The 20,475-nt window shown below is 40.3% G+C and carries 14 protein-coding genes; 12 read left to right on the top strand and 2 right to left on the bottom strand.

Annotated features, from left to right (window positions below; genetic code table 11):
• Genes E1163_RS26255 through E1163_RS26220 form a run of 8 tightly spaced genes read left to right on the top strand, consistent with a single transcriptional unit; the run spans position 1 to position 8,836 of the window.
• Entirely contained in the window at positions 1-3,099 is a 3,099-nt protein-coding gene (locus tag E1163_RS26255) for a PAS domain S-box protein (protein WP_155176012.1), read from the top strand.
• Between the two features lie 5 nt (positions 3,100-3,104).
• The gene (locus E1163_RS26250; protein ID WP_155176010.1) at positions 3,105-3,638 is read left to right on the top strand and encodes a chemotaxis protein CheW; all 534 of its coding nucleotides are present in this window, start codon (positions 3,105-3,107) and stop codon (positions 3,636-3,638) included.
• Entirely contained in the window at positions 3,625-4,086 is a 462-nt protein-coding gene (locus E1163_RS26245; protein ID WP_155176008.1) for a chemotaxis protein CheD, read from the top strand. The genes E1163_RS26250 and E1163_RS26245 overlap by 14 nt, the downstream gene beginning before the upstream one ends.
• Positions 4,087-4,098: 12 nt before the next feature.
• Positions 4,099-4,464: a response regulator gene (locus E1163_RS26240; RefSeq protein ID WP_155176007.1), complete on the top strand. Its 366-nt coding sequence runs from the start codon at positions 4,099-4,101 to the stop codon at positions 4,462-4,464.
• A gap of 3 nt (positions 4,465-4,467) precedes the next feature.
• Complete coding sequence (gene cheB / locus E1163_RS26235; protein ID WP_155176005.1) at positions 4,468-5,499, top strand: chemotaxis-specific protein-glutamate methyltransferase CheB; 1,032 nt, start codon at positions 4,468-4,470, stop codon at positions 5,497-5,499.
• A gap of 51 nt (positions 5,500-5,550) precedes the next feature.
• Positions 5,551-7,356: a chemotaxis protein CheA gene (locus E1163_RS26230; RefSeq protein WP_155176003.1), complete on the top strand. Its 1,806-nt coding sequence runs from the start codon at positions 5,551-5,553 to the stop codon at positions 7,354-7,356.
• Positions 7,357-7,378: 22 nt separating this feature from the next.
• A complete protein-coding gene (locus E1163_RS26225; protein WP_155176002.1) occupies positions 7,379-7,951 on the top strand; it encodes a hypothetical protein in 573 nt (190 codons plus the stop codon).
• A 60-nt stretch (positions 7,952-8,011) separates the two neighbouring features.
• Positions 8,012-8,836 carry a CheR family methyltransferase gene (locus E1163_RS26220; RefSeq protein ID WP_155176001.1) on the top strand — a complete coding sequence of 275 codons (825 nt, stop codon included), beginning with the start codon at positions 8,012-8,014 and terminating at the stop codon, positions 8,834-8,836.
• Between the two features lie 42 nt (positions 8,837-8,878).
• On the opposite strand, the gene E1163_RS26215 is transcribed toward E1163_RS26220, so the two are convergent.
• Positions 8,879-9,658, bottom strand: a complete 780-nt coding sequence (locus tag E1163_RS26215; protein ID WP_155175999.1) for a prolyl oligopeptidase family serine peptidase — start codon at positions 9,656-9,658, stop codon at positions 8,879-8,881.
• A 323-nt stretch (positions 9,659-9,981) separates the two neighbouring features.
• On the opposite strand from E1163_RS26215, the gene E1163_RS26210 reads away from it, so the two are divergent.
• The 4 genes from E1163_RS26210 to E1163_RS26195 all read left to right on the top strand — a co-directional run bounded on the left by E1163_RS26210 (position 9,982) and on the right by E1163_RS26195 (position 19,391).
• Complete coding sequence (locus E1163_RS26210; RefSeq protein WP_155175997.1) at positions 9,982-10,356, top strand: hypothetical protein; 375 nt, start codon at positions 9,982-9,984, stop codon at positions 10,354-10,356.
• A gap of 307 nt (positions 10,357-10,663) precedes the next feature.
• Positions 10,664-13,813, top strand: coding sequence for a sensor histidine kinase (locus E1163_RS26205; RefSeq protein WP_185156219.1), 3,150 nt, complete (start codon positions 10,664-10,666; stop codon positions 13,811-13,813).
• 77 nt (positions 13,814-13,890) lie between these two features.
• Positions 13,891-17,040: a sensor histidine kinase gene (locus E1163_RS26200; RefSeq protein ID WP_155175994.1), complete on the top strand. Its 3,150-nt coding sequence runs from the start codon at positions 13,891-13,893 to the stop codon at positions 17,038-17,040.
• A gap of 200 nt (positions 17,041-17,240) precedes the next feature.
• Entirely contained in the window at positions 17,241-19,391 is a 2,151-nt protein-coding gene (locus E1163_RS26195; protein WP_155175992.1) for a TonB-dependent receptor plug domain-containing protein, read from the top strand.
• A gap of 308 nt (positions 19,392-19,699) precedes the next feature.
• On the opposite strand, the gene E1163_RS26190 is transcribed toward E1163_RS26195, so the two are convergent.
• Positions 19,700-20,475 (bottom strand): DUF4249 family protein (locus E1163_RS26190; RefSeq protein ID WP_155175990.1); only part of this gene is annotated, 776 nt, incomplete at its 5' end.

Below are 20,475 nucleotides of genomic sequence, written 5' to 3'. Positions count from 1 at the left end.
ATGGCTAAAATATTAACCAATAGACAAAAAACACTTTATCACGAGGTAGGAGGAAAATCAGCCCTGCAAAAAATTGCAGAATTGCTTCTGCAAAAAATTGAGACTGATGTTCTGCTACAACCATTAACAAACGGACATGACATAGCGGAGCAAAGGAAAGCATGTGTTGAATACTTCTCTTTTATTTTAGGAGGCAATTCAACATACAGCTACCGAGCTGATTTTTTATTGACAGATAGCAATTTAGACACGCCCCGAATCATTGCGATCACCGATCATTTGAAAGAAACACTCAACGAATTAAAAATTAAGAAAACACTCATCAAGCGAATTGTAGACGCCACGGACTCATTCCAAGCTATTGCAACCAGTGATAATACAATTCCGGAACCAAAACAAAATTTGAATAAGATGGCAGAGGGCAAAAAAGAAACTATGGCAAAAAGTAAAGTAATCTCAAAAAGCAACAACAACGTTAACCTGACATCCGAAGCGATGGCAAAAGAACTGGCGACAAGCGTTTTTAAACAATTACCGGCAGAGGCTCAGGTAAAGATCAAGGAACTTGACCTGAAAAATAAGATCCTTGACGCTTCGTGCCTGATATCAATGACTGATAAAAGGGGTTATATTACCTATATCAATGATAAGTTTTGCGAACTATCGAAATATGAGCGAGAGGAACTTCTGGGACAAAACCACAATGTAGTCCGTCACCCCGACATGCCCAAATCAGTATTTAAGGAGGTTTGGTCTACCATTGGTAAAGGCAAAATGTTTAATGGTTTTATTAAAAACAAAGCAAAAGACGGAAGCCATTACTGGGTGGATGCTTATATAGCTCCTATTATGGGCACAGATGGCAAACCAGAAGCTTACATAGGCGTACGTTTTGACATTACAAACCTCATGGAGGCCAAGGATGAAGGGGATGCACTGAAGCAGGCTCTTGACCTGAGTTGGACCTCTGCTGAATTTGAGCCTGACGGCACACTTTTATCTGCTAATGACAATTTCATCACCCTTATGGGGTATACCTCAGCAGATGAGATTATTGGTAAGCACCACAAAATATTTTGCACTCCGGAAGATCTCAAAAGCAATCATTACAAAACCTTCTGGGAAGATCTCGGATCAGGACAGGCCAAATCCGGCGAATTTAAGCGACTGACAAAATCCGGGAAAGAAGTGTGGGTAAATTCGGCATTTACACCGGTTAAAGACAATAACGGCAAGATTGTTAAAGTAGTAAAAATAGCTGCTGACGTCTCTGAACAAGTGCTTGAGAAGCAAAAAAACCTTCAAATATTAGAAGCTGCGGTAGATAGTGTGGTCACTATCGGTGAAGACAAAATAGTTACTTTCTTCAATAAAGCAGCCGAAGAGATGTTTGGCTACTCCCGCGAAGAGGTGCTGGGTAACAACGTAAAAATGATCGTGCCTCTGGCTCACCGCCAAAATCATGACCGGTATGTGGACGACAACTTCAATACTGGCGTAAACAAAGTTATCGGAATAGGACGGGACCTTGAGATGACGAGAAAAGACGGAAGTAAATTCTGGGGAAATCTTTCTTTAAGTAAGGTAGAAGTATCAGGAGCCGTTCAGTATACAGCTTTTATTAAGGATATAACCGAAGAGCGAGCCAATAAAATTAAAGCCGATAATGTACAGGCGGCTGTTGATGCCGGCTGGGCCTCAATTGAGTTTGAGCCAGACGGTACAGTAATATCTGCAAACGCCAATTTTGTGAAAACCTTAGGCTACCATGGGCAGGATGAAATAGTTGGCAAGCATCATCGTATATTCTGTGAAAATTCGTACACAAATACACAAGAGTACGAACAGTTTTGGAGAACACTTGCTAACGGGCAGATACAATCAGGTGAATTTAAGAGGATTAGCAGAGATGGCAGGGAGGTATGGCTCCAGGCTTCATACACACCCGTAAAAGATCAGGATGGCAGAGTAACAAAAGTTATTAAAATTGCCACAGACATATCACGCGTTAAGTTTCCAGTATTGGCTGTCAACGAAATAGTCAACAAACTGGCTGAAGGTGACCTTACCAGTGAGTTTGATATGCACGCCGATGGATACGTTGAGCAAATGGGCAATGCATTAAACAAAGCCCTTGAAAACCTGAACAGCCTGCTATACACAATCAACGAAGTTTCGTCGCAAGTATCAGATTCAGCAGAAAGCCTGCAAGACAGAAGCCAAAGTATGAAAAACAACACGAAGGAAATGGCTTCTGCTATCGCTCAAATGTCAAGAGGTGCCCAGGATCAAGCTGAGAAAACAGATGAATCATCCAACCTGGCTCAACAGGTTCTAAATTCTGCAGAAGAAATGGAGAAGCGCGCTGAGCTGATCAATAAAACTGCAGAAGACGGACAAAAAAGCTCTGAAAACGGCCTTAAGATCGTTAAAACGCTTGTAGAAAATATGGAGGGGATAAGCACTTCGGCCAGCCTCACCTCCGACTCCATTAAAGTACTTACCCAAAGAGCAGAGGAAATAGGCAGGACACTAAATGTAATAACAGATATAGCTGCCCAGACAAACTTACTGGCCCTAAATGCAGCCATAGAGGCCGCCAGAGCAGGTGATGCAGGCAGAGGATTCGCGGTAGTAGCTGAGGAGATCAGGAAGCTGGCGGAAGATTCAAGAAAATCTGCCGTAGACATCGAAAAAATTATTGCCGATGTCCAGAAAGACACCCAATCAGCCGGAAAAGCCATTGACACCATGGGTCAAAGTGTTAAGCAAGGAAACTCGGCATCTTCAGAAGTAGAGTCAATCTTTAAAGAAATTGCGACATCCAGCGAAGCCACCTTTGGCTACTCCAGGGAAATCCTGAACTCTGCCAAAGGCCAAAAAGAAGCTATTGACTCAGTAGCGAAGAATATTGAACAGATAGTGGTAGTTGCCGAAGAAACGGCTTCGGGCACTCAGCAGGTGGCCAGCAGTTCTCAGGAGTTAGACAACAGTATGGAGGAGATCACCGCCGCAAGTGAACAACTTGCATCAGTTTCTACTGAGCTCCAGGCAAGTGTGAATCAATTTAAGTTACGAGAAGCTAAATCCAAATCTTAAAAGGTATGCAGGATAAGAAGGAAAGCAAATTAAATAAAGAAGCAGAGCATAACCGGGAATCGCTGCAACTGATAGTCTTTAAGTTAGGTGAGGAAGATTACGGAATTAAGATTTCACAGATCAAGGAGGTTGTATTGACTCCAAGTATTACCAAAATGCCACAGACTCCTGCATATGTGAAGGGTGTGGCCAATATCAGGGGCAATATTATAGGCATTATTGATCTCGAAGAAAAGTTTGGAATCAGGCCCGGCATCACAACAGAAGAAGCTAACCAAAGAAATAACTATACTCTGGTTGTGGAAAGCGAGACTTTCAAAATGGGGGCGCTTGTAACAGAGGTACCCAATACTTTGACGGTAAGTACTGCTGCTATTGAAAAAGAGGTAGAACTCGTCCACAACAAGAATGTTGATACAGGCTATATACAAGGTATTGTGAAGTTAAAGAACAGGCTGGTTATTCTGATTGACATTTTCAGGGTATTGACAGAGGATGAGGCTGAAAAAATAGAATTGCCCCAACATGAGGTTGGCTAAACCCGATATAAAGCGATATGTACTCTCTATGGGTCAGTCCACTGTTGTATCAGGTTCAGGTCAGATTATCTGTTTCGGATTAGGGTCATGTATAGGGGTTTTCCTTTATGACAAATTCAAGGGCATTGGAGCCGGGGCACACGTCATGTTGCCGGAAAGCCCCGGCTCTCCCAACAATATCATAGACTGTTTAATTCAGGATATGCTAAACATGGGCTGCAATGCATGGGCTATTCGTGCCCGCCTGGTAGGCGGTGCAGATGTCATGAAAATGACGAGTTTTCAGATTGGCAGGAAAAATATTGACTACATACAAAAGAAACTAAGCCACAACAAAATAATGATCCAGGCTATGGAGGTTGGTGGGGATATGTACAGGACTGCCCGGATGGATATACAGTCCGGAATATTATGGGTTAACTCAGGAAAAAAAATTACTACAATATAATAAAGCTTAAAAATGAATAAGAGTGTGTTAATAGTGGATGATTCTCTTTACATGAGAACATTGATTAAAGACGCTTTGGTTGGAGCAGGATACCAGATAGCGGGAGAAGCAGCAAATGGAGAAGAGGCCATCGACCTGGCTTTTGAATTAGAGCCTGATATTATTACACTGGACAATATATTACCAGACATGATCGGCACTGATATTTTAAAAGTATTTAAAGAAGAGGGTTTGTCTTCTAAAGTATTTATGATCAGTGCAGTTGGTCAGGAATCAGTCATCAGTCAGGGATTAGGGCTTGGAGCACTGGCTTACATCGTAAAGCCTTTCACATCTGAAAGTTTATTAAATACAATATCCGAAAAAATAACGGAATGACAGGTGAAACGGATTAAAACCCTGTTGATAGAAGATTCTGGTCTGATGCGCATAATGATATCTGATGCCTTAAGGTCCGATCCCGCCATTGACGTAGTAGGCACTGCCAATAATGGCAAGGACGGGGTAAATAAGGTTAAAGCTTTACATCCTGATGTAGTTGTTACAGATATGCTCATGCCTCATTATGACGGGTTGTATGTCGTAAAGAAAATTATGAAAGAGATTCCTGTACCTATCATTTTACTAAGCTCATTAGGGAGGAATAACCGAGAAGTATTCGAAGCCCTGAACACAGGTGCTTTTGATTTTATTGACAAGCCCATCACCAGGGATTCAGTGCAATTTAAAAAGGCGCTCAGTAAACTCATAAAGATAATTAAAGTGGCAAATGAAACCACCCCGACGATACTACAGAAAACGGCCCGGAGAATAAACCACCATATTCATAGCTTCAATGATGTTGCAAAGCATGATATCCTGGTTATAGGTGCCTCAACAGGGGGGCCGGGTGCGATTAGTTCAATTCTTGACCAGTTGCCGGCCAATCTTCCAATTCCTGTCATTATAGCCCAGCACATGCCAGAACGCTTTCTGGTATCGTATGCTGAAAGATTAGACAGTCTTTTGCCTTTTGAAGTAAGAATGGCGACAAAAGATGAGTACCTGAGACCAGGGGTTATTTATGTATTACCTGGTGATGGAAACATGGAAGTTGACAACCAAGGTGATGCTCCTTTTTTTAAATACTCTGTTAAAACATTTAAAGAATATGACCGCCCGTCAATCGACTGTTTGTTCGAATCGGTGGCAGAGGTTTATGGCTCAAAGGCCATAGGAGTAATACTTACAGGCATGGGTAGGGATGGTAGCCAGGGTCTGTTAAAAATAAAGCTTAAAGGAGGGCTAACTATAGCCCAGGATGCCTTGTCCAGCGTGGTCTACGGTATGCCCAAAGCCTCTGTTGAGCTGGGAGCAGTGGACTATGTAGTTAAACTAAATGATATCCCAGGATTTCTAATGAGTTGTTTTTAAAAGTACCTGAATGAAAAAGGATATAAAGCCAATTCTCAAAACGGATTAAGTATGTCGAAGGAAAACGAATATAAGGAAATATTTCTCGCAGAGGCGGTGGAGAGTCACGAAGAACTTAATCGTCTGATCACCGAGTTGGAAAAACGACCCGACGACAAAAAGTCGGTCGATGCCATATTTCGGATAACACACACATTGAAAGGAAATGCATCAGGGATGGGCTTTAAAACCATTGCAGACTTTGCCCATGTGGTTGAAGATATCTTTAGTGCCATCCGTGAGAAGAAACTAGTGTTGGACGATCAGATTTTTAGCAGTCTTTTTAAATCCATAGATGTGTTGGGAGAATTAATACATGCGGTAAAGACCGGAGTCAATGTTCAATACAGAGGTATAAAGACCAAGCTGGAGGTAATTTTAAACTCTTTAAAGGATAACAAAAAAACAGACACTGAGGATAGTAAGTCCAGTGACTACGAAGAAACCGCTACGAACAATGGTTTTCCTGAAGATGACAAGACCACTACCTTACCTCAGCAGAAGCCAGAAGGCTTTGAATATGATAACAATGACGCAGACACCGCTCAAAAACAAGCAGCAGACGAAACTGAACCAGCGGAAAGCTCTAAGATCATTTTTTCCGACCATGTTCAGGTGCCGGTACGCAAACTGGACAACCTGTTGAACCTGGTTGGCGAGCTTGTCATAGAAAGGGACAGGATCATAGGGCTGAATTCTGAAAAAATCAGTACAAGCGAATACTCCAGGTTAAACAGGATTTCCTCTGACCTTCAGTACTCTGTTATGGACGTCCGCCTGGTACAGGTGAGTTTCCTGTTTAATAAGTTTCACCGCATTGTAAGGGATACGGCCAGCCTTGAAAACAAAAGTGTGTCGCTAACGCTAAAAGGCACCGAAACGGAGATAGACAGGAATATTCTGCAAATCATCAGTGATTCGTTGATTCATTTAATACGCAACGCCATAGGGCACGGAATAGAGTCCATGGCAGACCGAAAGAATGTAGGTAAGCCCGAAGAAGGAAACCTTACTTTAAAAGCAATTAGCGAAAGTGACGCGGTAATAATAGAGGTAAGTGACGATGGTCGGGGCATTGACACAAACAAAATTAGGGAAAAAGCCATACGCAATGGGTTCCTTACAGAAGCCGAGGCAAAAAATTTTAACGATAACGATATAGTATTGATGATTTTTGAACCTGGCTTTAGCACGGCAGACGATGTAAGTGAATTGTCCGGCCGGGGAGTTGGTATGGACGTAGTAAAAAAAGCTCTTGACTCTATTGGGGGCGCTGTCTCTGTCACCACTCAAAAGGGAATTGGCACCACATTTTCACTGAGGTTACCGGCATCAATGGCCGTAAAAGGCACCTTGTTATTCGAATTGCAGCACATTACCTATGCTATTCCCCTCTCTTATACCGATGCGGTAATATCGATCCGTAAAAAGGAAATCTATAAAGTGAGCAATGGCCTGGTTACTTCCCATTTAGGAAAGACAATTCCACTGGTTTTCCTGCAAGATATATTTGAGCTGCCCTATGCTAACCTTATAAATGAATCCAAAGTACTTCACAAAACTTACGACAGCACCCCGGCTGACAAAGCTCTAAATATCGTGATTGTGTCGTACAATACAAGGATTATGGGCATAGTGGTAGACAAGCTGCTCCAGCAAAAAGAAATAGTAGAGAAGCCCCTTATGAAGCCTTTTGACAATGTGAAACTGATCAATGGGGTAACCATTCTGGGTAACGGCCATGTATGCCCTGTCCTCAATGTAGCAACTTTATTCAATCTGATATTTATCAGGAATTATACAACCAAAAAGAACTAATACATCACGCTAAATGATAGAAATGATGGTACGAAATGAAAAAATGATCATACAGGAAATATTTGAACGGGGATATCAACATGCCGCAAAATCATTTTCCTCACTAACTGGCCTAGAAATCAAGTCCGGGGGTTTAAATATTGAATTGGGTAGTAATACTGAACACTTACCTGATGAAATGCCGGTTGAAAAGACGTTCACATTGCTAAGCACAAAGTTGTTTGGTGATGCAAAAGGCGAAAGTATCCTGATACTGAACGAACGAGAACGTAGATTAATCAGTGCCCAAAACCTATCTATTTCAGGCACATCCGTTTCAATTGGCGAGACATCGTTTTTACTGGAGTTAGCCAACATTGTATCAGCCTCGGTAACCACAGAAGTATCTGATGAGCTGGATTTAAATATCTACGGTGGAGTCCCAAGCCTTTTGGAGATAAATGACGGCAACAGACTACGCAACTACCTCCACCGGGATCAACTGACACTCTTCATCAAAGGGTATTTTGATATAGAAGGGTACAAGGAAGTAAAGCCTGCCTTTGTCTTCAGAATGAGCGAAGAAATTTTAGAGATGGCCGGACGCACAAATTAAAACACGTAAAACCTGTATTTCAAAACCATAGGTGTTCTAAACTGGATTTCAGAGGATATAATGCGTAGAATAGAAATAACAGATGAGGAATTGAACTCGCTTACCTCTGCCATTATGACCCGGCATGGTATCGATTTCACCTGCTATGAGCCTAAATCGCTCAAAAGGAGAGTCACCCGTGCACTCTCTGTCTTTAAGCTTGACTCCATCCATGATCTGTGGTTGAAAATACTACGCGAAAGGGACTTTGTACATCCTTTTGTAAACGAACTGTCTGTAGGACTTACAGAAATGTTCAGAGACCCTTTTTTCTGGCAGAAATTAAGCACGCTACTACCCGCCCTGGTGCATGAAAAGGGAAAGATCGATGTATGGCATGCAGGATGCTCTTCCGGAGAAGAGGTCTATACTTTAAGTATTCTGCTTAAAGAACTGGGCCTTGAGGGAAAAGCAAATGCCCTAGCCACTGACATTAACACTGATGCACTAAACCAGGCAAAAAAAGGCAAATACCACCAATTAAAGTTTAAAGATTACAGCTACAATTATCTAAAATATAAAAGCAACGGCTCCAGCCTCTCGCAATATTACTCAGATGACGGCAAGTATGGAGTTATGCAACAGGAACTGATAAAGCATGTGATTTTTGATAAAAGCAATTTGATCACAGACAACGTTAACCAAACGTTCGATATTATTTTTTGTAGAAATGTCATGATCTACTTCGACATTGATGCAAAGAAGATGGTTCTGGAAAAACTGTACAATAACCTCAAGCCAGGAGGTTTGCTTGTGATTGGCTTTTTTGATGCCCTCATTCCTATTATTGACAAGGCCAGGTTTCAAATTTTTGACCTGAACAATAAAATATTCAAAAAGATCTAATATGAGGCATGCCAGCAGGTTTGAATAGATTTACTGATCTGACTATTTACGCTGCCTGAACATCCACTCAATCATCAGGTGGTCGCTATAGGCCATCAGCCATGCAAAATGACCGACCTCCGGGTAAAGTGTAAACCCCGGATGCCCGCCTGCACTGGTAAGCGCTTCGACCATTTTGGATGAAAGTGCCGGACTCACCGTCGGGTCTTCAGCGCCATGGAAGACCCAGATGGGTATATGCGCAATTTCGCTTGCTTTTGAAGGGTCACCTCCCCCACAAACAGGCACAGCCGCAGCAAACATATCCGGATACCTCACTATGGCATCAAAGGTACCCATACCTCCCATCGAAAGCCCGGTGATGTAGATTCGATCAGCATCAATCGGAAAATTCGCTTTTAAATGATCTACGAGATCAATCATCAGTCTCATGGGTTTAGAGGGTTCCGGCTTTAACTTCAGACTATTAGACGATCTGTCGTGGTCAAAATTTGACCACCACTGGTTTTCAGGACATTGCGGAGCTATAACAAAGGCTGGGTGCAGAGACATCATTTCATCAGTGGCAAAGTTCATCACTCCCCATTTAAGCTGGGAGCGGTTATCATTCCCCCGTTCACCTGCTCCGTGCAAAAAGACTATCAGCGGATATTTGCGCAACGTATCATAATCTGGTGTAAGTATCCGATAGTTAAGCTCTTCTCCTTCACCATTGGTAAACTGGTTGGCATCAAATTTTATTTCCTGAGAAAGTGCAGTTTTTGAGACGAAGAGACTGGCAGCTACAAATAAAATAAACAGAATAACTTTTGATTTTCTCACAACATTGATGAGTTATTAACAGAGAATGATTGTACACAAACAATATAAAAAATGTATCCCAAACTATAAATGTTTAAACATATATTATTCGAATAAAGCCGTCGACTCCACCTTTTTCACCTGTTGCGCAAGGTTGACAATTAGGTGGACAATTGCTCCCATTCCATGATTTGAAACAAAATCATCCTTCATATAAGTTATATTTGAGGGTTAATCAAAACATTGACTTGTCTATTTGGCTTAAGGTTTATTTCATCACGAAACAGTGAGCATCAAAAGCTTTTAGTTGCTCATGAAGATATCCTAGTCAGCTAAAACCCTACATGAAACTACACCTCTTCGTCGTTTTTATTATCCTTACCGGCTTTTGTATTCAGGAAACCGAAGTACGAACCCGAGTCTTTCATGGTGTTTTGTTAAACACATTCACATCCAGGCCTACTCCTTGTGCTGTAAATGTAAGGGAAGCCATGAAATTTACGGATATCAGAAACCCAGGTGGATTCTTACTACAAGAGAATGTAGGGAGGTATAGCTATCCTTTAATGAAGGTTGATAGTGACAACGGAAATGAATATGAACTGGTGGATTCACGCAAATCATATTTGAGAGCGTATAGAGCTATCGTAGCAAAAGCAAAGTCCTCGTCAGCGAAAGGAGTATTCAGAAATACCGGTGAAGCTTACCATGCTCTATAACTGATGAAAGGAACTCAAATGACAATATGGAGCAGGAAAATGGGTGAAAATTTTAGGTTTACGAGTAATTTGGTAATCACTAACCTCCTGCCAAAAGATACTCTTCGAGCTAAAAAGGATCGCTACGGAAAGGGTTCTTTATACAAAAGAAGAATACAAAACAAAAGCGCATTTTGGAGAAATAATAATATTATACAGCTTACCAGAAAGCAGGAAGAAGTTATTAACATAATAAGCTTTAGGCGTACCATGTTACCTATTATACATGCAATGGCAAATTGCTTTGTTTAGCAAAAACCAAATTTTAATGGTTGATAAAAAACATTATAAGCGTTCTTTACTTATCTCATGCATACAACTGATCATGTTATGCATGGTACTCGCTTGTACCACTTTGAATACAGTTGCGCAGCAAATGTTTGTTCGCAGCTTTCCTCAATCCGGACAAAACCTGCAGGTTAAACAGGATAGGCAGGGCATTATTTATGTAACCAATACGAATGGCCTTCTTACTTATGATGGCAGCAATTGGAGCTTGATGCCGATGCCCAATAATTCATATCCAATTTCGCTGGCTATTGATAATGCAGACAACATATATATAGGAGCTAACGAGGACTTGGGCTATTTTTTAAAAGACTCAACCGGCAACTATACCTACTCGTCATTAGTGCCAAAGTTGAGTGAAAAATACAGGCAAGTAGGGAATGTACATACAACCATAATCCATGATGGATCAGTTTTCTTTTGTGATGAAAAGCATGTCTATGTATATACAAAAGGAAATTTTAAGGTGTTGGATTTTGAAAGCTATGCCTCCTGGTCAATGTTTGTGGCAGGTAATCATTTGTTCTTCTTAAACCTGGATTATGAGTTGCTGGAATACACGAAAAAAGGGCTTATAAAAATAGATCTTAAGAAGGATTTCCGAATCTGGGATATGGAAGATTATATCGAAGATAAAAGTTTGGCTCTGGACAACCAAGGACGTATCTGGCTTTTTAACGCGAGTGACTTTAACGAAGAATGGCACCTGATTACCGGAAATTACCTGGACCTGCCTGAAGGCACAAAAATTCAACAAATAAAATACACAAAAAACAATCAGATAGCACTGTTTACAGTAAACGGGATCATTTTTATAAACGAACAAGGGAAAATAGTATCACGGGTATACGAAGTTCCATACGAAGATGCCTGCCTGGATGCCAGTCACAACTTATGGGTAACAACACCTTCAGATGTATTAATGATAAGCACCAGTTCACCCCTTAATTATTATGATGAGCGTGATGGCCTTAATGATTATATCTTATGTTTAGCTAAGGCCGGTGACTATGAGTATGTAGGGACTGAAAAGGGACTGTACTACAGGAAGGGACGATCTGGTTTTTCGCTACTTCCCCAAACCGCTCGGCCGATAGAAGGTGTTTGGAACCTTTACTGTAAAAAGACACAAATATATGCTGCACATAATGATGGTGTCTTTGAGGTAACTGGTGATAAAGTAACAAAAATAACTGATCATATGTATGTTATGTCACTTTGCGGTGTAAGGCAAGACAGCAACGCCCTGATTATGGGCACATACAATAGCGGCATATGGCTACTCAAAAAAAAACATGATGGCTGGAAGAAAAATAAAATAAAAGGATTTGATGAACATACGCGATACATGCAAACGGATTCAGAAGGTAATATCTGGATCAGCCATGACACGAAAGGTATTTGGAAGCTTCGGTTAAACGCAAAAATGGATACTGTTATCTCCCGGGAATTTTATGATATGAAACGGGGACTCCCATCAAATATTAATAACAGAATATTTTGCCTCAATAACAACAGGTTAGTAGCTACGACTACTAATGGGGTTTACCGTTACCACAATGAAACCGACCGTTTTGAGCCAGAAATAAGGATAAACGAAGCCCTGGGAGAAAATGTGGTAGTTTATTCTATTTCGGAAACACCAGAGGGCAATCTACTTTTATGGGCCATGAGAGCAGCGGGAGAAGCCACTGCATATTATCTGAAAAAACAAACTAACGAGAATTACTCACTCATTGAGGCTCCCTTTAAAAAGATAACTCAGTCTATACCCCCAACCAGTATTGATGTTGATACACGCATACTCCATGTAAGCCCCGAGGAGATCTGGATAAGTCATAAAGAAAGTTTAATCGCCTACAATCCAAGACAACAAACTTTTTATGATGACACGGTTCGCACCCATATTAAATATGCATGGACAAAAGATTCTTTGATCCATTCCAATTGGCAGACAAAAAGGGAACACATTATCCCATACAGCAAAAATACCTTGCACTTCCAATTTACCAGCACCTTTTACGAAAGTGCTGAGAAACTCAAATATCAATACATACTCAGCGGCTTTGATGACAACTGGTCAGCCTGGAACAATACAGGGGAAGCTGTTTTTACCAACCTGCGCGAAGGTGATTATACCTTTTTGGTAAGGGCAAAAAATGTATATGATAAAGTCGGGGATCCGGCATACTTTAAGTTCCACATTCAGCCCCCATGGTACAGGACAACCTGGGCTTACCTAACCTATATATCCCTGAGCATATTGCTTGTATATTGGATCATCCATATAAAAACAAAAAATGTAGAACGTCAAAAGCTACTGTTGCAAAAAGAAGTGAACAAGAAGACCAGAGAGTTGCTCACCATGAATGAAGAAATTACTGCAATAAATGAAGACATATATCTGAAAAACCAGGAAATATCCAAGCAAGCCGATGAACTTAAGGAATTGAACTTCACTAAAGACAAGATTTTTTCCGTTATATCACACGACCTTAGAGGCTCCGTTAAGCAAATCCCGGAGCTCCTCAATTTATTTGACTCTGGTTATATATCCGCAGAGGAATTTAGATCCCTCATTCCGAACCTTAAAGAAGCATCCAGAAACTTATCGAGCCTGACCGACAACCTTTTACACTGGGCAAAGTGTCAGATGAACGGTATAGAGGTGAAAAAATCGAACTTTAATCTCATTGAAGTTGTAGATGAAACCCTACGCTTGCTAAATGCCCATGCTGAGAAGAAAGGGTTACAACTCGTAAATGATACGGACAAAGAGTTGCCGGTATGCGCAGATAAGGACATGATAAGGTTGTTATTACGTAACCTTATCAGCAACGCTATAAAATTTACACCAAAAAATGGTGTGATCACCATCAGGTCAGAAAGAAAAGAAGATTCCATCCATGTATCGGTAACCGATACAGGTGTTGGGCTTACTACAGACGAAATTGATAAAATACTTGGAAGAGAATTCTTTACAAAATATGGCACTGCGGGTGAAAAAGGCTCAGGGTTGGGTTTGATGCTCTGTAAAGAGTTTGCGGAGCTGCATGGTGGAAATCTTTTTATAAAAGGTGTACCTGGCCAGGGAAGTGAGTTCTCTTTTACTATTCCATATTCCTTGTAGCTCTATACGAATCAGAATACGATATAAAAAATGAAGTAGAAACTGCAGGTCACAATAAACATAAAGCTATACCTAAAATGGATTACTTAGTTGCCTCCTGGGTTTTAACATTATCAAATGAATCATTCAAACGGGTGATATCAGGCGCCATGTTTTTGCTTAGTGTATATTTTCCATTGCAGGGACAGCATATGTTTGTACGTGACTTCTCCCAGGATGAATATAATGCCGGGCAAAACTATCAAATAAACCAGGACAGGCATGGGGTTATTTATTTAGCTAATGGCGACGGAGTACTTACATATGATGGCGCTGAATGGAACCTCCTTTACCTTCCGGGCAACCTTGGTGTCGATGCCCTGGCTATTGGAAACAATGACGAAATATACATAGGAAGCGAGGGTGAACTTGGATATTTTCTAAAGGATTCATCAGGGAATTACGAGTACAGATCACTCTTAAAACAGCTTGAGCAAAAGTATCAAAGTGTTGGAATTGTTCACAAAATTATAATATTCGACAACTCGGTTTTCTTTTGTGACGAGCAGAGAATTTATATTTACCGAGAAGGGCAATTTAAGGTATTGAATATAAAAACAAGCCTATTCAAATCTTTATTTGTAGTTGGTTCCCATCTGTTTATATCAAGTCAGGATAATAAATTTTATGAATATAGTAAAGCGGGGCTGAGGTTATTACGTATAAACCCTAATGTAAGTATTTGGGACATCACGCCCTATGGACAGCATAAAGGAATTATACTAGACAGTCAAAATCATCTTTGGATATTTGATACAAAATCCCCTGAAGGTCAATGGGAACTTTTGCCAGGAAACTATCTCGAGCACCTTGGTAATGAGCAAATTGTTGGTGTCAAATACCTGCGAAAAGACCAGATAGCGCTTTTCACCATACACGAAGTCCTGTTTATAAATGAAAATGGCGAGGTAAAAAGTGACATATCCCCCGACTTCTCAGAGGATTATTTCTATCAGGATGCTCTGCTAGATAAAGAGTGTAATTTATGGGTGGTTAGCCCTACAAAAATATCTCTTGTAAGTACCAGCTCTCCCCTTTTGTTTCTTGATAATAGCGACGGATTTAAGGGGCAAATACTTGCAATACAAAAAAATGGGGAGTATGAATATCTGGGGACCGAGTGGGGAGTTTATTATCGTAAGGGTAACGGGTCATTTAAAGTACTTCCTAAAACCTATTCAGCCGAAACCTGGGGCTTTTATCATAGTAACAAGCAGGTATATGCGGCCAGTAGTTTCGGGGTGTTTGAGCTTGAGGAAGAAAAGGCAACGGCAATCACTGAACATGATTATGTAATGGCTATATGTGGCTTTAAAAAAGATAGCAACACCCTGATTTTTAGCACATATAATACAGGCATTTGGTTGCTAAAAAAACAAAATGGTCAATGGAAAAAAAAGAAGATAAAAGGCTTTGACGAAAGCTTATCCACCCTCTACGAAGATTCCGAACAAAATATATGGGCTCACAATCCATATACCGGAATATGGAAACTTCGCTTAAATAAACAAATGGACTCTGTGATTCATCAGGAGCTTTATAATAACCAAGCAGGACTTCCGTCAAACCTTAACAACAGGCTATATCAACTAAAAACCGGAAAAATTATAACTACAACAGTTAATGGCATGTATAGCTACAACAAAGAAACAAACAGTTTTGTGGCTGAAGATTCCATGAATAAGGCTTTTCCAAAGAGCACCTGTATATACTCCATCGCTGAGAATGACAAAGGAGACCTTTATTTTTGGGGGTCTGTCTCTCCTGAACAGGCAACCGCCGGTGTACTAAAAAAACAAGATAACGGACAGTATCACTTACCTACAACACCTTTTAAGAAAATAGCTGAAAAAATCCGTAAGAATAGTGTAGATACACAAATACCAATATTTGTAGCCGGCCCTGAGGAGATATGGATTGGAAGCAAAAAACGGCTGATTATTTACAACCCCAAACAAGAAACATTTTACGACAAGTCCATTCACTTACGCCTCCGGGAAGTTTGGAGCAAAGACTCTCTGGTTTTCTCATATGGACAAAAAATTAGTAATGTTCATATTCCTTACAGCAGAAACAATCTACATTTCGAGTTTACAAGTACTTTTCACGAAAGTGCAAAGGAAAACACATATCAATACAAGCTAGCCGGCTTTGACGACGGCTGGTCTTCCTGGAGCCATTCAACAAAAACCAACTTTACCAATCTTCCGGAAGGTAAGTATACATTTACCGTCAGAACAAAGAATGTTTATGGGAACATAAGCAAGCCCGTTTATTTTACATTTTATATTAATGCCCCCTGGTACCGGACCCTTGGGGCCTATGTTATTTATCTCCTGCTGATCGGACTACTCGTTTACATGGTAATCCGGGCCAAAACCAAAAAGGTGGAACGCCAAAAAATACTGCTGGAAAACGAGGTTAGAAAAAAAACAGGTGAGTTGCTGGCTATGAATGACCATATAAACAACAAGAACATTGAAATAGCCCGGCAAGCAGAAGAACTTAAAGAACTAAATTTCACTAAGGACAAGATTTTTTCGGTTATATCCCACGACCTTAGAGGTTCTGTAAAGCAAATTCCGGAGCTTCTGAATTTACTGGATTCCGGATATATAAGTTTAGATGAGTTTAAATCTCTACTTCCCAATCTTAAAGAAGCATCCAAAAACTTATCAAGTCTGACTGAAAACCTTTTACAATGGGCAAAATGCCAGATGAAGGGAATAGAAGTAAAAAAATCAGAATTCAAACTCAGTGACATTGTAGATGAAACCCTTCGATTGATAAAAAGCCACGCCGACAAAAAGTGTTTACAGCTTATCAGCAATGTAGACAAGGAACTGTCTGTATTTGCCGATAAAGATATGATCAGGCTATTATTGCGAAACCTTATAAACAATGCAGTGAAATTTACTCCCAAAAATGGAGTAATTACAATCAGGTCTGAAGTAAAGGGGAGCTTTATTCACATTTCAGTAATCGACACTGGGGTCGGACTTACCAATGAAGAAATTGACAGAATACTCGGCAGAGAGTTTTTCACAAAACATGGCACTGCCGGGGAAAAGGGCTCCGGCCTTGGGCTAATGCTTTGTAAAGAATTTGCAGAATTGCACGGTGGAAAACTCATAATAGAAGGCAAGCCTGGAGAAGGTAGCACATTCACCTTTACCATAATTCACTAATCTCCGAACGCATTCCTGACAAGCAACAATTGTAAGTTATTTGAAACATCAGAGCTTTAATAAATTTGTGATGTACACTTTTTCATCCTCCTAATTGTCCTCCTTTTTGTCTCCCTTACATACTGTAAAAGAAGAGTCCATAAACTTAATGTTGCAGATTAATTAATTCTGAAGGATAGATAACCTTTAAACAAATAACTATGAGACTATTTCTATTACTATTGTTAGTTTCCTTATGCTCGGGAGCCATAGCTCAGGAGGACGATCTGTATGAGATGAGTATTGAAGAACTCATGCAAATCAAAATATATTCCGTATCGAAAAAATCTGAATCGCTTTTCGATGCTCCATTATCCAGTTCAACACTTACTTATGATGAAATAGTAAATTCGGGAGCAACCAATATACCCGAAGCTCTTAGGCTAATACCCGGTATGATTGTAAGGGAGCAGGCCAATGGCGTTTATGATGTCCATTTGAGAGGTTTTGATAACATTACAAGATACAGCAGAGGGACGGACGCGTCTAATTACATTACACTTATTATGATTGATGACAGACCTGTTTTTAACAATAACCAGGGCGGTGTATATTGGGAAACTATACCCATAAGTCTGATCGACATAGACAAGATTGAGGTTATCAGAGGGCCCGCAGCACCTTTATACGGCCCCAATGCTGTAGCTGGTGTTATCAATATTATTACAAAAAATGCAGAAAAAGAAGGGCTTATGCTAAATGCTGATGTTAGTACCGGAACTCCTGATACACAAATCGGTAATATGGGAGCCGGATATAAATTCAACGACAAAATCAGCACATATGTATCTGGAAATTATGAAATACGAAACAGGCAGGATAATTTATATTTTGAATATGCTTCGGGTACTTACAAGCCTGTTAATGAGTTGATATCCTATGATGGATTACAGCAACCTGTCTCCGATGTATATCTCTCCAACTATAAAAGATCTGTAGACAAAAAAGGACTAAACCTTTTCGTGGACTATAACCCTACAGATAACCTGAACATACAGGTACAGTCAGGGCTGCAAAGATCACAGGTTCAAAAAATATACCTTAGCAATTATTGGACGTCACTTTCCTTTTCTGAGCATGAAACAAAGTATATAAACGCTGCTGTTACCAAAGGAAGCCTTAAGGGTAGGGTATCCTATGTAAATGGTATGGATCATTTTAGTAAAGGTATATTGTTTCCACTACTTAAGTATGATTATGAGACTGTAGAGGCATCTGTTGAGTATAATTGGAATCTAAATAACAACTTATCTGTCAGGCCAGGTATATTTTATCAAACGGCAACATATAGCGACAAGAACTACGTTTTGCCTGAATTAGGAATAGTTGGTATTCTTAATGCAAAACAGTCAATTACAAATAATGCTGTATCACTAACTGCCGATTATAATCCCACAGAGTCGCTTAGATTCGTTGGTGGCGCACGACTGGATAAATTTTCATCTCCTGATGATATTTATCTGTCTTATCAATTATCCGGCACGTACCATCTTAACGAAAAGAATTTGGTAAGGACAGTTTATTCAAAATCCAACAACGGCTCATTTATAAACCCTAATTATGCCGATATATTTAGTGTGTTTCCGGTCCCAGGCATACCTGGAGCAGAAGCATTGTTTAGTTACTCCGGAAATACAAATCTCAAACTATTCCAAATACACATGCTGGAATTTGGCTTTCGTTCAAAAATCACCCACAATCTGGAACTGGACATAGAGATTCTTAGACAAACCGGTAAGGATATGAATGTTCTACTTGAGGATAGAGCTCCAGAACCTTACATCGCCGAGGCATCCCAATATTTTTCTTACCAGAATATAGATGCGAGGGCAATTCAAAAAGGCGTTACTGTATCTGCCAATTATGTAGCAAGCAGCAAGTTTCAGGTTAAGCCATTTATAACCTGGCAGAAAACAGAAGTTGAGGATATGCCTACAGGATTTAACACTGAGGCTGTAGACGCGGTCAATAACACTAATAATACTGTAACAGTTACCAATGACCAGACGCCATCTGTGTTTGGGGGTATCTATATCAACTACAAGCCGGTAAAGCATCTCAATGTTAACCTCAACTCTTACTACATGAGCAGCCAAAATCAATACAGCTTTTACAGCCTGATGAATCCAGCAACTACATCAGGCGAAATAGACAGCAAACTTATTTTGAATACCAAGGTATCATATGACCTCACAAAGCATATCAATGTGTATGTTAATGCCAGAAACGCACTTAACAATCAAAGTCGTGAATATATGGGGGCTGATGTAACCGGCATCTTGCTTTTAGGGGGATTACGAATTACATTCTGATAGCTTCTCAGAAAAACGGCTTAAAAGAATACAAAGATAAATAAACAAAAAGGGTCATCTCAACCTGTTGAGATGACCCTTTTCAGTATTGTAAGCCTACCCAGCCTACCCAGCCTTCCCTCCTCTAGCTTCTGTATTGAATAGACTCAGCCAATGTTTCAATTTAGTTCCGTCTGAACCGACCAGATCAGCAATAATTCATAATATTTTTAAAATGCTGTCATAAACACGGGTGAAGATGCCTGATTTCCACATAGGTAAAGAGGAAATCCCAAAAGCGTCAGATCAATTTTATGTGCTAACGGCAACTATTCAGCCACCTCTTCCAGTCTTGTAACAGCAGTAGCATAAAAATACCCAAAGACATTGTTGCTGATATTGCCATAGACATTTGAAGACGATTTGGATGATTGATCAGAATCCCCGTAATATAAATACATTTTTTCTTTCAGATCTGACACGTAATGATAGTACTCTTTCGCGACGGACTGAATTTCAACAGCAACAGAATCGCCATAACTAATGTTATCCTGGTTAATAGTATACTCGCTTAGGTTTGCTTCCGGGTCCTGGCTATTATAATATACAAGCTGGTCCAGTCTGTCGGTAATTAATGTGCCATTTCTATAAGTATACATGAGGCAATAACTATCCATCTCTTTTGAGTCTCTGCCAAATAATTTGATAGAATACCATTCATTGCTATCTTCCGAGGTTTCATTTACCACTTTCATAGAATCAACCATAACCCGAGGTGGCATTACCGAAATGGCCTGAACAGTTCGTACCCCTCCCACAGGTTCAGCAAGCCTGATATCCAATCGATAGGTTTTACCAGGCTCTCCAGCAAATGCTTCAGTGGTTTCATAGAACCCTTTCTTCTCCGGGTGTTCTACCAAAGTATACACTGATGCGCCATCGTTGATAGTTACCACAGCATTACTGATTGTTGGAGTGTCTTTTTCGCTGTAAATACCCAGTGTAGCGCTTAGATTGACGTAGTGCTTTTTGTTCTCACTGGTTACTACACCCTCCACTACCAATTGCTGATCATTTTTCGTATCCCAGTCAACCACCTCAGTAC

This window comes from Fulvivirga kasyanovii, assembly GCF_009711405.1.
In the GTDB taxonomy this organism is placed as follows: domain Bacteria; phylum Bacteroidota; class Bacteroidia; order Cytophagales; family Cyclobacteriaceae; genus Fulvivirga; species Fulvivirga kasyanovii.
This window is presented reverse-complemented; position numbering and strand designations above follow the sequence as displayed.

What these genes read in the sequence shown, in the direction of transcription:
- E1163_RS26255 (WP_155176012.1), top strand. Translation starts at nt 1, where the DNA reads ATGGCTAAAATATTAACCAATAGACAAAAAACACTTTATCACGAGGTA.
- E1163_RS26250 (WP_155176010.1), top strand. Translation starts at nt 3,105, where the DNA reads ATGCAGGATAAGAAGGAAAGCAAATTAAATAAAGAAGCAGAGCATAAC.
- E1163_RS26245 (WP_155176008.1), top strand. Translation starts at nt 3,625, where the DNA reads ATGAGGTTGGCTAAACCCGATATAAAGCGATATGTACTCTCTATGGGT.
- E1163_RS26240 (WP_155176007.1), top strand. Translation starts at nt 4,099, where the DNA reads ATGAATAAGAGTGTGTTAATAGTGGATGATTCTCTTTACATGAGAACA.
- E1163_RS26230 (WP_155176003.1), top strand. Translation starts at nt 5,551, where the DNA reads ATGTCGAAGGAAAACGAATATAAGGAAATATTTCTCGCAGAGGCGGTG.
- E1163_RS26225 (WP_155176002.1), top strand. Translation starts at nt 7,379, where the DNA reads ATGATGGTACGAAATGAAAAAATGATCATACAGGAAATATTTGAACGG.
- E1163_RS26220 (WP_155176001.1), top strand. Translation starts at nt 8,012, where the DNA reads ATGCGTAGAATAGAAATAACAGATGAGGAATTGAACTCGCTTACCTCT.
- E1163_RS26210 (WP_155175997.1), top strand. Translation starts at nt 9,982, where the DNA reads ATGAAACTACACCTCTTCGTCGTTTTTATTATCCTTACCGGCTTTTGT.
- E1163_RS26205 (WP_185156219.1), top strand. Translation starts at nt 10,664, where the DNA reads ATGGTTGATAAAAAACATTATAAGCGTTCTTTACTTATCTCATGCATA.
- E1163_RS26200 (WP_155175994.1), top strand. Translation starts at nt 13,891, where the DNA reads ATGGATTACTTAGTTGCCTCCTGGGTTTTAACATTATCAAATGAATCA.
- E1163_RS26195 (WP_155175992.1), top strand. Translation starts at nt 17,241, where the DNA reads ATGAGACTATTTCTATTACTATTGTTAGTTTCCTTATGCTCGGGAGCC.